This is a genomic window from Kitasatospora sp. NPDC101155, from assembly GCF_044768305.1.
GTDB lineage: Bacteria > Actinomycetota > Actinomycetes > Streptomycetales > Streptomycetaceae > Kitasatospora.
Genome location: NZ_JBIWPN010000014.1, coordinates 35,395 through 48,181, shown reverse-complemented (window position 1 = coordinate 48,181; position 12,787 = coordinate 35,395). Strand labels below are relative to the sequence as shown.

Sequence of the window (12,787 nt, the reverse complement as noted above, 5' to 3'; positions counted from 1 at the left end):
CCGGGGCCGGGAGTCCCCCGCGCTCCAGTCCCGGGCGCGCCGGGCCGTCGCCCGCCCGTGGTGGCACGCCCCGCCGGGTCGCACGGCAGGGCACCGCCGCCCCCCCCGCCGGACACGTCCGGCCCCGCCGGGCGGGCGCGACCACCACCCCCACCCGCCTCACCCGTGCACCCCCGCCGCCCCGGGCCCAGACTGGTGGTGAACCGATGCTGCCCGCGAGGCTGGGAGAAGCATGCTGCTGGGACTCACCACCGCGTTGGTCGCCACCGTCTGCTTCGGCTTCGGGGCGGTGTTCCAGGCGCGCGGGGCGCGCTCGGCGCCGCGGGCGGACCGGGTGCGGGCGGGGCTGCTGGCCGCGCTGCTGCGGTCCTGGGTGTTCGTCGTCGGCACCCTGCTCGACATCCTCGGCTTCGCGCTGAGCATCGTCGCCCTGCGCAGCCTCCCGCTCTTCCTCGTCCAGGCGGTCACCAACGCCAGCCTGGCCGTCACCGCCCTGGCCGCCGTCTGGCTGCTGGGCGCCCGACTGCGCCCCGGCGACGTCGCGGGCATCCTCGCGGTGGTCGTCGGCCTCACCCTGCTGGCCCTCGGTTCCGGCAGGGAGGGCCGCGAGTACGCCCCGGCGGCCTTCCACTGGGCGCTGCTGGCCACCACCGTCGCCATGCTGCCGGCCACCCTGGTTCTGGTCCGCCGGGCGGGCACCGCGGCGGCGGCCGGGCTCGGCCTGCTGGCGGGCGTGGGCTTCGGGATCACCAGCCTGGCCGTGCGCGTCCTGGACACCTCCGGCCCGATCGGCATGCTGACCGACCCGGCCGCCTATGCCCTGGTGGTCGGCGGCCTCGGCGGCTACCTCGCGTACGCCCTGGCCCTGCAGCGCGGCACCGTGACGGCCGCGACCGCGGCCGGGACGGTGGCCGAGACCTTCGGCCCGGCCCTGGTCGGGGTGCTCTCGCTGGGGGACGCCGCGCGTCCGGGCTTCGCCTGGTGCGCGCTGACGGGCTTCGCGGTGGCGGTCGGCGGAACGTTCCTGCTCTCCCGGTTCGGCGAACTGGAGGGCGAGTCGGCCGAATTGTCCACCCGGAGGACGGATGCCGAGGCGGAGCCCGCCGTCCCGCCCCGGTAGCCCGGACGGCTCTGCCGTGCGAAGGTGACATGCCGGACAAATCGGACGGCAAAGACGCCCACGGAGCGGCAGGTGCACGATGGCGGAGGAAGTCCAGTCCCGAGCCCGACGGTCGAGCCCGACCGAGCGGCCCGTCGCGCTGATCACCGGGGCCTCCTCCGGCATCGGACTCGCCACCGCCACACGTCTGGCCGACGCCGGATGGCAGACCCTGCTCTCCGGCACCGACCGCGCCCGCCTCGACGCAATCGCCGAGCGCACCGGAGGGCGCGCCCTGCCCGAGGACCTCAGCAAGCCGGACGGCCCGGCCCGCCTCGCCGAGGCCGCGCTCGCCGAGACCGGCCGGGTGGACGCGCTGATCGCCAGTGCCGGCCTCGGCTGGCGCGGGCCCTTCGCCGAGACCCCCTCCGACACCCTGGACCGGATGATCGAGGTCAACCTCGCCGCCCCGCTGCGCCTGGTCCGGCTGCTGCTGCCCGGCATGCTGGAGCGCCGCCGCGGCCGGATCGTGCTGGTCGGCTCGATGGCCGGTCAGGTCGGCGTGCGCGAGGAATCGGGCTACGCCGCGACCAAGGGCGGGCTGGCGATGTTCGCCGAGAGCCTCTGGTACGAGCTGCGCGGCACCGGGGTCGGAGTGCGCCTGGTGCTGCCGGGCGCGGTGGACACCCCGTTCTTCGACCGGCGCGGCACTCCGTACCAGCGCGAGCGGCCGCGCCCCGTCTCGGCGGAGCGGGTCGCGGACGCCGTGGTCGCCACCATCACCACCGGGCGCGACCGCCTCTACGTCCCGCACTGGCTCGGCTTCCCGGCCCGGATCCACGGTGTCGCACCCGGCGTGTTCCGGCGGATAGCCTCCCGCTTCGGATGAACCCCCGGGTGGCCGCGGCCCTCGCCACCGCGGCGGGCCTGGAGTTCCTGCACCTCGCCCCGGCGGCGGTCCGCCTCCCGCCGGTGCGCCGCACCCTGGCCCGGCGCACCGCCGGATACGGCACCGACCCGGGCCACCTGGCCCTGACCTTCGACGACGGACCCGACCCGCGCAGCACCCCGTACGTCCTCGACGCGCTGGACGAACTCGGCGCCCGCGCCACCTTCTTCCTGCTCGGCGCGATGCTGGACCGCGCCCCCGCGCTCGGCCGCGAACTGGTGCTGCGCGGCCACGAGGTCGCCGTGCACGGCTGGCACCACCGGCCGCAGTGGTACCCGAACCCGGCCCGCGACCTGCGCGAACTACGCCGCGCCACCGAAGCGGTCACCGACCTGTGCGGTGCCCGCCCGATCTGGTACCGCCCGCCGTACGGCGTGCTGACCGCCGGCCCGGCCCTGGCCGCCCGCCGCCTCGGCCTGCGCAGCGTGCTGTGGACGGCCTGGGGTCGCGACTGGACGGCCGAGGCCACCGGCGCCTCCGTGTACGCCACCGCCCGCCCCGGTCTCAGCGGCGGAGCGACCCTCCTGCTGCACGACTCCGACTGCACCTCCGCCCGCGACTCCTGGCGCGCCACCCTCGCCGCCCTCCCGCTGATCGCCGCCCACTGCCGTGACCGCGCCCTCTCCCTCGGCCCGCTGCGCGACCACGCCGTCCCGCCCCTTGCCTCCCGCCAGGGCTAGTCGGGACGATCGGCGGGCGCGCCCACCACCGGTTCGACCGGCCTGACCCGGCGCGATCGTCCCCGATCTCCGGCTACCCCAGCCCCACCCGCTCCAGCGCCGCCCCGAACCCCTTGCGCCACCCGTCCGCCGAGGCCCCGGCCGACGGCTGCGGCTCCGGCCTGCCCAGCGCCGCGAGCGCGTTGCGGACCACCTCGGCCGGACGGGCGGTGGCGACATCGGCGTGGCCGAGCTCCAGTTCGTGCTGGAGGTTGTCCCGCCCGTGGCCCTGCACCACGTCGAGCAGCAGCAGCCGCCGCCCGAGCGCCCGGGCCTCGCTGCAGGTGTCGCCGGAGCTGGTGACCACCAGGTCCGAGGCCGCCATCAGCGCGGGGACCCGGTCGGTGTAGCCGAAGGGGTGCAGCCGGGGCCGGCTGCGGGCGGCCGCCCGCAGCCGCCGCTCCAGCTCCCGGTTGCGCCCGGCCACCGCGAGCACGTACGGCCCGGCGGCGGCGAGCGAGGCGGCGGTGCGGGCGATCGGCCCGAGCCCCCAGGAACCGGACATCAGCAGCACGCACCGGGCCTGCGGCGGCACGCCCAGTTCGGCCCGCGCCCCGGCCCGGTCGGGCGGCCGGTAGAACGACTGCCGCAGCGGCGCGGGCAGCACGGCGATGTCGGCGTCCGGCCGGTAGCGGCGCACCGCGCAGGCGGCGACCTCGGAGGTGACCAGGAAGAGGTCGGTGCCCTCCTGCACCCAGAGCCGGTGCGGCGTGACGTCCGTGCAGAACACGAAGTGCCGGAAGTCCCGGTGCGGCAGCCGGTTGACGGCCGAGGTTGCGGTGGCGAACACCGAGACCACCAGCTGCGGCCGTTGCGCCGTGATCAGCTCCCGCAGCGCCGGGACCAACCGGGCGCGGGCCGCCGCGTCGGCGAGCAGGGCGAGCCGCGCGCCCGGGCGCAGCGCCGAGAAGTGGAAGGCGTCGTAGACCCCGGGCAGGTCGAGCAGACGCCGGAAGACGGCCTCCCCGGCCGCGCCGGAGCGTTGCCCGAGCAGGGCCATCGCGTCCACCGTGCGGGTGGTCCAGCCGCGTTCCCGCAGGGTGTCCGCGCAGGCCTGGGCCATCACGTCGTGGCCCTGGCCGAGCGAGCCGGAGACCAGCAGGGCGTGCGGCATCGGGCGGCCCCGGTCAGCCGGCGGCGGACGCGGCGGCGGAGGTGCGGTACCAGTCGGCGTACCGGCGCACGCCGTCGGCGAAGTTGGTCCGCGGCGACCAGCCGAGCAGCCGCTTGGCCTGCGCGGAGGAGATCCGCCGCCCGGTGTAGTCGGCCTTGCGGCCGTCGATGTGCTCGATGGTGACCGGTCCCAGCAATCGGTCGACGGTGTCGGCGATGTCGCGCACCGAGACGGCGGTCGAGCCCTCCAGGGCGAAGGTCTGGTCCTCGGCGGCGGGGGAGAGGGCCCGGACGTGGGCGTCGGCGAGGTCCTCGACGTAGACGAAGTTGCGGCTCTGCCGGCCGTCCCCGGCGATGGTGATCGGCCGCCCGGTCAGCGCCGCCTGGACGAACCGGGCGACGACCAGCTCGTCACGCATCCTCGGGCCGTACGGGATGCCGAAGCGCAGGATGGTGAAGTGCTGCTCGTACAGCTCGCGGTAGCTGTGCACCAGCATCTCGGCGGCGAGCTTGGTGGCCACGTACAGGTGCCCGCTGTGCTCCAGCTCGATCGGCACGTGCTCGTCCAACTCCTCCTCCTCGCCGTCGAGTTGCCCGTCGGCGAGGGCGGCGCCGTAGACCCACACGGTGCTCGCCAGGACGGTGCGGCTCAGGCCGCTGCGCCGGGCGGCCTCCAGGACGGTCTCGGTGCCGTCGATGTTGACGCGCACGGCCCGGACCGGGTCGGCGTAGACCTGCTCGACGTCGGCCATCGCGGCGAGGTGGTAGACCACCTGGCTGCCGGCCAGTGCGGAGGTCAGGGCCGGCAGGTCGAGGACGTCGATCCGGGCGTGCTCGGCCTCGGGGTTGAGGTACTTGTCGGTGGTGTCCACGGCGAGGACCTCGTGGCCGGCCGCGATGAGATGGTCCACGACGTGTGAGCCGATGAACCCGCAGCCCCCGGTGACGGCTATCCGCACGGTCTTGCTCCCTTCGCTCCGGCTACCCGGCCATCCGCCGGTGCACCGCCGAGACGGCCTCGATCACCAGCTCCGCCTCGTCCCCGCTCATGTCGGAGTGCACCGGCAGGCAGACCTGCCGCGCGCAGACGTCCTCGGCCACCGGCAGCGGCCCGTCCCGGTAGGGGGCGAGCACCGGCTGCAGGTGCAGCGGAAGGTCGTACACCTCGCCGGACAGCCGCACGCCGTACTCCTCGGCCACCGCGCGCTTGAACGCGGCGCGGTCGACGCCGGGCGCCAGCAGCGCCACGTACTTGTAGTAGTTGCCGCGGCAGTCGGGCGGTTCGAGCACCGGCTCCAGCCCGTCCACGTCGGCCAGCGCCGCGTCGTAGCGGCGGGCGACGCCGCGGCGGGTCTCGATGAACTCCTTGAGCCGGCGCAGGTGCACCGCGCCGACGGCGGCGTGCAACTCGCTCATCCGCCAGGAGTAGCCGAGCAGCACGTGGTGGTTGGTGGTGAAGGAGCCCTTGCCCTGGTCGCGGTAGATCCTGGCCTCGTCGCGCAGCTCCGGCGACTCGGTGAGGATCATGCCGCCCTCGCCGCTGGTGGTGACCTTGGTCGGGTAGAAGGAGAAGGCCCCGGCCAGGCCGAAGGTCCCGGCGGCGCGGCCGCCCAGGCTGCTGCCGTGGGCGTGTGCGGCGTCCTCGATCAGCGGGATCCCGTGCTGGTCGCAGAGCGCGCGCAGGGCGTCCACCTGCGGGGTGACCAGCCCGCCGATGTGGACGAGGACGACGGCCGCGGTGTCCGGGGTGAGGGCGGCGGCCAGGGTCTCGGGGGAGAGCGCGAGGGTGGCCGGGTCGACGTCCGCGAAGACCGGGCGACCGCCCGCGTGGACCACCGCGCCGGCCGTCGCGTAGAAGGTGACGGCGGGGACGACCACGTCGCGGCCCCGGACGTCGACCGTGCGCAGGATCACCTCCAGCGCCGCGGTTCCGCTGCTCATCGCGACGGCGTGCGAGGCGCCGTGCTCGGCGGCGAAGGCCTGCTCGAAGCGCTCGGTCCACGGGCCGAGGGTGAGCGCACCGGTGGTGAGCATCTCGGTCACGGCGTCGGCGACGGCCGCGCGGTCGTTCTCGTCGAACACGATGCGGGCGGCTGGAACGCCCATGGGGCACCTCCGGCGGCGGGCTGGGGTCAGCACCGATCGGGATGGATCGGCCCGAACCGTACGGAAACGGTCGGGCCAGGCACATCACGCTACTTCGCCCGGGCGGCCCCGGCCCGTCGTCGCCGCCCGCCCGGGTGACCCCCGCCTGCTCCCGCCGCAGGCCACCGCCCTGCTCCCCGGCTGCCTCCGGGCCGGCCTGCGGATACTCCCGGCGCGAGGCGCGCGCTCCTCCGTACGGGGGAGGGCCGTACTGCGTCCGCAGTACGGAAACGGCCTGCGCAGGGACGACGACGGAGCGGGGGGTCGCGATCAAGGATTGGTCATGCTGCGGGCGGACCAGGTCCGCCCTCGTGAACCCGTCCCCCCGGAACCCGAACCCGAATCCGAAGGAGTCCGCTCTCCCGTGGCCACGTTCCTCTACCGCCTGGGCCGATGGGCCTTCGTCCGCCGCCGGCTGGTGACCCTCCTGTGGGTCGCCGTGCTGGCGGTCTGCGGAGTCCTCGCGGCCAAGGCGCCCGCCGCACCCGACGACGGCTTCGCGATGCCCGGCACGGAAGCGCAGAAGGCCTTCGACCTGATGAACGAGCGCTTCCCCGGCGGCCACGCCGACGGAGCCTCGGCCCGCCTGGTGTTCGTCGCGCCCTCGGGCCAGAAGATCACCGCGCAGCCCAACCAGCAGGCCGTGGAGAAGACGGTCGCCGAGCTCACCCACGCCGAGCAGGTCACCGGCGCGGTCGACCCGTTCAAGATGCAGGGCGCCGTCTCCAGGGACGGCACCACGGCGTACGCGACGGTCAGTTACTCCGCCAAGGCGGGCGATCTGTCCAAGGGCGCCACCGACGCCCTCCAGCAGGCCGCCCAGCACGGCCGGGACGCCGGGCTCAAGGTCGAGATCGGCGGCAACGCGCTGATGGCCAAGCCCGAGGCGGGCGGCAGCAGTGAGGCGATCGGCATGGCGCTGTCCGCCGTCGTCCTGATGATCACCTTCGGCTCGCTGGTCGCCGCCGGCCTGCCGCTGCTCACCGCCGTGGTCGGCGTCGGCCTCGGGATGTCCCTGATCACCGCGCTCGGCAGCACGCTGGGCCTCTCCTCGACCACCGGCACGCTGGCGATGATGCTCGGCCTCGCGGTCGGCATCGACTACGCGGTCTTCATAGTCTCCCGCTACCGGGCCGAACTCTCCGAGGGCCGTACACCGCAGGAGGCGGCCGGCCGGGCCGTCGGCACCGCCGGCTCCGCGGTGGTCTTCGCCGGTCTCACCGTGGTGATCGCCCTCGCCGGGCTCTCCGTGGTCGGCATCCCGCTCCTCGCCAAGATGGGCATGGCGGCCGCCGGTACCGTCGTCGTCGCCGTGCTGGTCGCGCTCACCCTGGTGCCCGCGCTGCTCGGCTTCCTCGGCCGCAAGGTGCTGCCCCGCAAGGTCCGCAAGGCCGAGAAGGCCGGGGGCGGTGCCCAGCCGGCCGGGGCGAAGGAGAACGGCGGCGCCCGCTGGGCCCGCTTCGTGCTGCGCCGCCCGCTCGCGGTGCTGGTGCTCGGCGTGATCGGCCTCGGCGTGCTCGCGGCCCCCGCGCTCGACCTGCGGCTCGGTCTGCCCGGCGACGAGGCCAAGCCCACCTCCACCACCCAGCGCCGCGCCTACGACCTGCTGTCCGAGGGCTTCGGTCCCGGCTTCAACGGCCCGCTGACAGTCCTGGTGGACGTCAAGGGCACCGCGGACCCGAAGGCCGCCGCGGGTGAGGTCGCCAAGACCGTCTCCGGCCTGCCCGGCGTGGTCACGGTGACGCCGCCGATGTTCAACAAGGCGGGGGACACCGCTCTGCTGAACGCCATCCCGGCCACCGGTCCGGCCGAGGCTGCCACCAAGGACCTGGTCCACACCATCCGGGGCCACGCGGCCGGCCTGAAGGCCTCCACCGGGGCGACGGTCCTGGTCAGCGGTACGACGGCGATGAACATCGATGTCTCGCAGAAGCTCACCGACGCGCTGCTGCCCTACCTCGCCGTGGTCGTCGGCCTGGCCGTCCTGCTGCTGCTGGTGGTCTTCCGCTCCGTCCTCGTCCCGCTCAAGGCCGCGCTCGGCTTCCTGCTCTCGGTGGCCGCCGCGCTCGGCGCCGTGGTCGCGGTCTTCCAGTGGGGCTGGATGGCCGACCTGATCGGCGTGGAGCAGACCGGCCCGGTGATGAGCATGATGCCGATCTTCATGATCGGTGTGGTCTTCGGCCTGGCCATGGACTACGAGGTGTTCCTGGTCACCCGGATCCGCGAGGCCTTCGTGCACGGGGAGCAGCCCGGTGAGGCCATCGTCACCGGCTTCCGGCACAACGCCCGGGTGGTCACCGCCGCCGCCTTCATCATGATCTCCGTCTTCGCGGGCTTCATCGGGATGAGCGAGCCGATGATCAAGATGATGGGCCTGGGGCTCGCCGCGGCCGTCGCCTTCGACGCCTTCGTGGTCCGGATGACCATCGTCCCGGCCGTCCTCGCCCTGCTCGGCCGCCGCGCCTGGTGGCTGCCGCGCTGGCTCGACCGCCTGGTGCCGGACGTCGACGTCGAGGGCAGCAAGCTGCACACCGTCGCCCCCGAACCGGCCCCGGTCCGCGAGTCGGTCACCGTCTAGGTCCGGCGGAACCGGGCATCGCCCGGCGCCGTCCGGCACGGTCCGGACCAGGCCCCGCCCCGCGGTGGGGCCTGGTTCGGCGGCGGTCGGCTCGGACACCGGTTCGAGCCCCCAGCCGTTACCGTTGCTGTCTGAGGCCGCCGCCGGCGCGGCGGCCCCCACCGGCGCACCGCGCCCCACCCGGGGCACGGCGCGGCACGACCTGGTGGCACCCGGCGAGGGTGCGGCCAGGGCCCCCGACCCGGAGAGCACGACCATGAGCGACACCTGGCAGCGGCTGCGCCGCGACCACCCCCGGCTGCTCGACGCCGTCGGCGGCACGGCCATGATCGCGATCACCGCCCTCGGCGCCACGGTCGACCAGACCAGCGGGCGCTTCATCCCGGTCGGCCCGGCCACCAGCGCCCTGGCACTGATCGCCGCCGCCGCCGTGTTCTTCCACCGCCGCCACCCGCGCGCGGTGGTCGTCGTCACGCTGCTCTGCACCATGCTGCTGACTCCGACCAGCCCCCGGCTCACCCCGATGCTGGCCACCCCGCTGCTGCTCGCGCTCTACTTCCTCGCCGTCCACACCGACCGCTCCACGGCCCTGCGCGTCTCGATCGTCACCGCCGTCCTGCTCCTCGGGATATCGCTGACAATCGGCCCCGGCGGCCCGATCGGCGAGCGGATCAGCGTCCTCGCCTGGGCCCTGCTGCCCGGCGCCCTCGGTGACTCCATCCGCAACCGCCGGGCCCAGCTCGCCGAGATCGAGCAGCGCGCCGAACGGGCCGAGCGCACCCGCGAGGAGGAGGCCCGCCGCCGGGTCGCCGATGAGCGGATCCGGATCGCCCGCGACCTGCACGACGTCGTCGCCCACCACATCGCCCTCGCCAACGCCCAGGCCGGCATCGCCGTCCACCTCATGGACACCCACCCCGTCCAGGCCCGCGAGGTGCTCAGCCACATCACCGACGCCACCGGCTCCGCCCTCCAGGAGCTGCGCGCCACCGTCGGCCTGCTGCGCCGCGCCGAGGAGCCGGCCCCGCTGGAACCCACCCCCGGCCTCGACCGGCTGCCCGACCTGATCAACACCTTCGAGCGGGCCGGCCTGGCGGTGCGGCTCACCGTCGAGGGTGAGTCCCGACCGCTGTCGCCCGGCGTCGACCTCACCGCGTTCCGGATCCTCCAGGAATCGCTGACCAACGTCGCCAAGCACGCGCACGGCGCCGGCGCCGAGATCACCCTCTGCTACGGCGGCAGCCGGGTTGCCGTCAGCGTCGCCAACGGCCGCCCGCCCGCCAACGGCCGCCCGCGCGCCGCCCTGCTGCCCCAGCCCGCCCCGGGCGAGAGCGGCTTCGGCCTGATCGGCATGCGCGAGCGGGCGGGCGCGGTCGGCGGCCGGCTCACCGCCGACCGGCAGCCCGACGGCGGTTTCCTGGTCCTCGCCGAGCTGCCGCTGCGCACCGGCGCCCGCGACGACGGCGCCGCACGGGCGGAGGACGCCGTCCGGCCCGTCGGCGCCGCGCGGCCCGAGGAGCCGGACCGCCCCGGCAAGCCGGCCCGACCCGCCCCCGCCGTCCGACGGGACTGCTCGGTGCTGCCCGACCGCTTCACCCGCCCCGACCGCGCCGTCCGACAAGATCGCGCCATCCGAAAGGACAACGACCGCACATGACCATCCGCGTGCTGCTCGCCGACGACCAGGCCCTGCTGCGCGGCGCCTTCCGGATGCTGATCGACGCGGAGGAGGACATGGAGGTGGTCGGCGAGGCCGCCGACGGCCGGGAGGCGGTGGAACTCGCCCGGGCCACCAAGCCCGACATCGTCCTGATGGACGTCCGGATGCCCGGCGCCGACGGCCTCGGCGCCACCGCCGAGATCTGCGGCGACGAGGAGCTGTCCGGCACCAGGGTGCTCATCCTCACCACCTTCGAGATCGACGAGTACGTGGCCCAGGCGCTGCGCGCGGGCGCCGGGGGCTTCCTCGGCAAGGGCGCCGACCCGAAGGAACTGCTCGCCGCCGTCCGGACCGTCGCGGCCGGTGACGCCCTGCTCTCGCCCGCCGCCACCCGGGCCGTGATCGACCAGCTCCTCGCCCAGCCCGGCCCGGCCGCCGTCGCCCCCGCCGAACGGCTCGCCGTGCTGACCGCCCGCGAGCGCGAGGTGATGTCCATGGCCGCCACCGGGCTCACCAACGAGGAGATCGCCGAGCGGATGTTCGTCAGTCCGTTCACCGTCCGTACTCATGTGCACAGGGCGATGTCCAAGCTCGACGCCCGCGACCGTGCTCAACTCGTCGCGATCGCCTACCAGTCCGGACTGGTCCCGCCCGGCCGTCCGTTCTGACTGTCGGTCACCACGGGTTCCGACTACGGTCATTCGCCGCCGTCGATTCCTGAGCGCTCGTCAAGACGGGCACTCGGGAAGCAGTTCAAGATTCCATCTGTCCTGAAACGACCTCCGAACGGGTGTATCGGCGAGTAGTCTGCCGATGACGCAGAATGAGGAGGATGTTGGTGGAAACCAAGGACACGGCCGGTGAGGTGCGGATTCTCCAGCCGTTGCCCGGACGCGCGGAAGACGGATCGCAGGCGTTCGAGCTGCGGCTCGCTCGACTGCTCCTCCTGCTCGGGGTCGAGGTCGCGCCGGGTGCGGACTATCCGGGCGCGGCCCGTTGGGAGGTCCACAAGGCGCTCGCCGGGCGGTCCGAGCTGCCCGAGGAGTACTTCGAGGTGCTGATGGAGGCCGCGGTTTACGACCCCAACCCGAGCTTCAACCGCCGTTTCGTCGAGCCCGCCCTGATCGCCTTCGGCCAGCGCCGGGTTCGCCTGGCCCTGCTCGGCTACCTGCAGACCGGCACCGACCCGGAGCGCGCCGGTGCCGCGCGGGCCTGGTACTGGACGGCCCTGTCGGTCGGCGGCGGCCGCAACGCGACCGCCGACGAGGGCGCGACCGTCCGGGACAGCTGGAACGAGGCCGCGCTGCGGGAGTTCGTCGCCAACGAGGACATCGACGTCCGCCGCTGCATCCTCCCCGGCCTCCCACTGGTGCCGCGCGCCTACCCGATGGAACTGCACGCCCTGGTCGAGGCGGCCGTGGCGATCGCCCGGTCGCACCCGGACGAGTACATCCGCCACCGCGTCGAGGTCCAGACCGGCCTCTGAGCTTCGGGTGCGCCCGCTCCGGGCGCGCCCGTACGTCCGACTCGTCGCGCCACCGGGCCCGCCGCGGCGCAGGATGGAAGCTCCGGGCTGTGCAGCCGGTGGCAGCCGCGACACGGGAGGTCCGAGGCCGTGGGGATCGCTATGGCAGACATCCGGGAGTGGCGCGGCCACGCCGTGGTCGACGAGAAGGGCCACCGGATCGGCACGCTGGAGTCGGTCTACGTCGAGACGTCCACCGACGAGCCGTTCTTCGCCACCGTCACGGTCGGCATGATGGGCCGGCGCCGCCTGGCCTTCGTCCCCCTGGAGGGCGCGGTCGCGGGGCCGGGCTACCTGCGGGTGCCGTTCCCGAGGAACAAGGTCAGGCAGGCCCCCGCGATCGGCACCGACGACATCCTGCCGGCCACCGACGAACCCGAGGTGTTCGCCTACTACCAGCTGCCGTACGCCACCGGCGCCGGAGGCGAACGCCGCCTGGCCCGTCGCTGAGCCCGTCGTCGGACCTGCCGTAGGAGCCCGCCGCCGAGCCCTTCGCCGCACCCGCCGCCGAGCTCGGCGGCGGCCTGCTCGGCCATCCGGGAATGAATACCCCACCGGGTACACTTGTCCATTGACAGTCGATGGGAAAGGCGGCCCGGACATGCAGGTGGACGAGGAGGCGGTCGGAGCGGTCCTGAACCGACTGCGTCGCGCCCAGGGCCAGTTGGCCGGGGTGATCGCGATGATCGAGGCGGGTCGGGACTGCAAGGACGTGGTCACCCAGCTCGCCGCCGTCTCGCGCGCCCTCGACCGGGCGGGGTTCAAGATCGTCGCGAGCGGGATGCGCCAGTGCATGGCCGCCGCCGACGAGGGCACCCCGCCGATGAGCGAGGCCGAGCTGGAGAAGCTGTTCCTCGCCCTGGCCTGAGCCGGTCCGAGTTCCGGTCGGCGGTACTGCCGACAGCCCGGAGGGGGGGCGGCGGGGACGGCGGCGGGGCCCCCCCCCCAGCCCAGGGGCGGCCCCGCCGGAGGGTGGGGCCCCGCGGTCCCGACCCCCCC

General features: G+C 74.6%; 12 protein-coding genes. 9 read left to right on the top strand and 3 right to left on the bottom strand.

Annotated elements, in window-relative coordinates:
• Positions 1–232: 232 nt before the first annotated feature.
• The 3 genes from ACIRYZ_RS22045 to ACIRYZ_RS22035 all read left to right on the top strand — a co-directional run bounded on the left by ACIRYZ_RS22045 (position 233) and on the right by ACIRYZ_RS22035 (position 2,728).
• Positions 233–1,120, top strand: coding sequence for a hypothetical protein (locus ACIRYZ_RS22045; protein ID WP_402946537.1), 888 nt, complete (start codon positions 233–235; stop codon positions 1,118–1,120).
• 79 nt (positions 1,121–1,199) lie between these two features.
• Entirely contained in the window at positions 1,200–1,988 is a 789-nt protein-coding gene (locus ACIRYZ_RS22040) for an SDR family NAD(P)-dependent oxidoreductase (RefSeq protein ID WP_402946535.1), read from the top strand.
• Positions 1,985–2,728: a polysaccharide deacetylase family protein gene (locus tag ACIRYZ_RS22035; protein WP_402946533.1), complete on the top strand. Its 744-nt coding sequence runs from the start codon at positions 1,985–1,987 to the stop codon at positions 2,726–2,728. Before ACIRYZ_RS22040 ends, ACIRYZ_RS22035 begins: the two co-directional genes overlap by 4 nt.
• 73 nt (positions 2,729–2,801) lie before the next feature.
• On the opposite strand, the gene ACIRYZ_RS22030 is transcribed toward ACIRYZ_RS22035, so the two are convergent.
• From ACIRYZ_RS22030 to ACIRYZ_RS22020, 3 genes are read right to left on the bottom strand one after another with little or no spacing between them, the layout of a single operon-like run.
• On the bottom strand, positions 2,802–3,881 hold the full coding sequence (locus ACIRYZ_RS22030; protein ID WP_402946531.1) for a hypothetical protein: 1,080 nt from the start codon (positions 3,879–3,881) through the stop codon (positions 2,802–2,804).
• Positions 3,882–3,894: 13 nt separating this feature from the next.
• Complete coding sequence (locus ACIRYZ_RS22025) at positions 3,895–4,839, bottom strand: NAD-dependent epimerase/dehydratase family protein (RefSeq protein ID WP_402946529.1); 945 nt, start codon at positions 4,837–4,839, stop codon at positions 3,895–3,897.
• 22 nt (positions 4,840–4,861) lie between these two features.
• A complete protein-coding gene (locus tag ACIRYZ_RS22020) occupies positions 4,862–5,986 on the bottom strand; it encodes a DegT/DnrJ/EryC1/StrS family aminotransferase (protein WP_402946527.1) in 1,125 nt (374 codons plus the stop codon).
• 403 nt (positions 5,987–6,389) lie between these two features.
• Between ACIRYZ_RS22020 and ACIRYZ_RS22015 the strand changes: the two genes are divergently transcribed.
• From ACIRYZ_RS22015 to ACIRYZ_RS21990, 6 genes are all read left to right on the top strand, one after another.
• Positions 6,390–8,603, top strand: coding sequence for an MMPL family transporter (locus ACIRYZ_RS22015; protein ID WP_402946525.1), 2,214 nt, complete (start codon positions 6,390–6,392; stop codon positions 8,601–8,603).
• 124 nt (positions 8,604–8,727) lie between these two features.
• On the top strand, positions 8,728–10,260 hold the full coding sequence (locus tag ACIRYZ_RS22010; RefSeq protein WP_402946523.1) for a sensor histidine kinase: 1,533 nt from the start codon (positions 8,728–8,730) through the stop codon (positions 10,258–10,260).
• Positions 10,257–10,931: a response regulator gene (locus tag ACIRYZ_RS22005; protein ID WP_402946521.1), complete on the top strand. Its 675-nt coding sequence runs from the start codon at positions 10,257–10,259 to the stop codon at positions 10,929–10,931. Before ACIRYZ_RS22010 ends, ACIRYZ_RS22005 begins: the two co-directional genes overlap by 4 nt.
• Before the next feature lie 170 nt (positions 10,932–11,101).
• Complete coding sequence (locus ACIRYZ_RS22000) at positions 11,102–11,749, top strand: hypothetical protein (protein ID WP_402946519.1); 648 nt, start codon at positions 11,102–11,104, stop codon at positions 11,747–11,749.
• A 141-nt stretch (positions 11,750–11,890) separates the two neighbouring features.
• Complete coding sequence (locus tag ACIRYZ_RS21995) at positions 11,891–12,238, top strand: PRC-barrel domain-containing protein (protein ID WP_402946517.1); 348 nt, start codon at positions 11,891–11,893, stop codon at positions 12,236–12,238.
• A 151-nt stretch (positions 12,239–12,389) separates the two neighbouring features.
• On the top strand, positions 12,390–12,656 hold the full coding sequence (locus ACIRYZ_RS21990) for a metal-sensitive transcriptional regulator (protein ID WP_402946928.1): 267 nt from the start codon (positions 12,390–12,392) through the stop codon (positions 12,654–12,656).
• Positions 12,657–12,787: the final 131 nt, after the last annotated feature.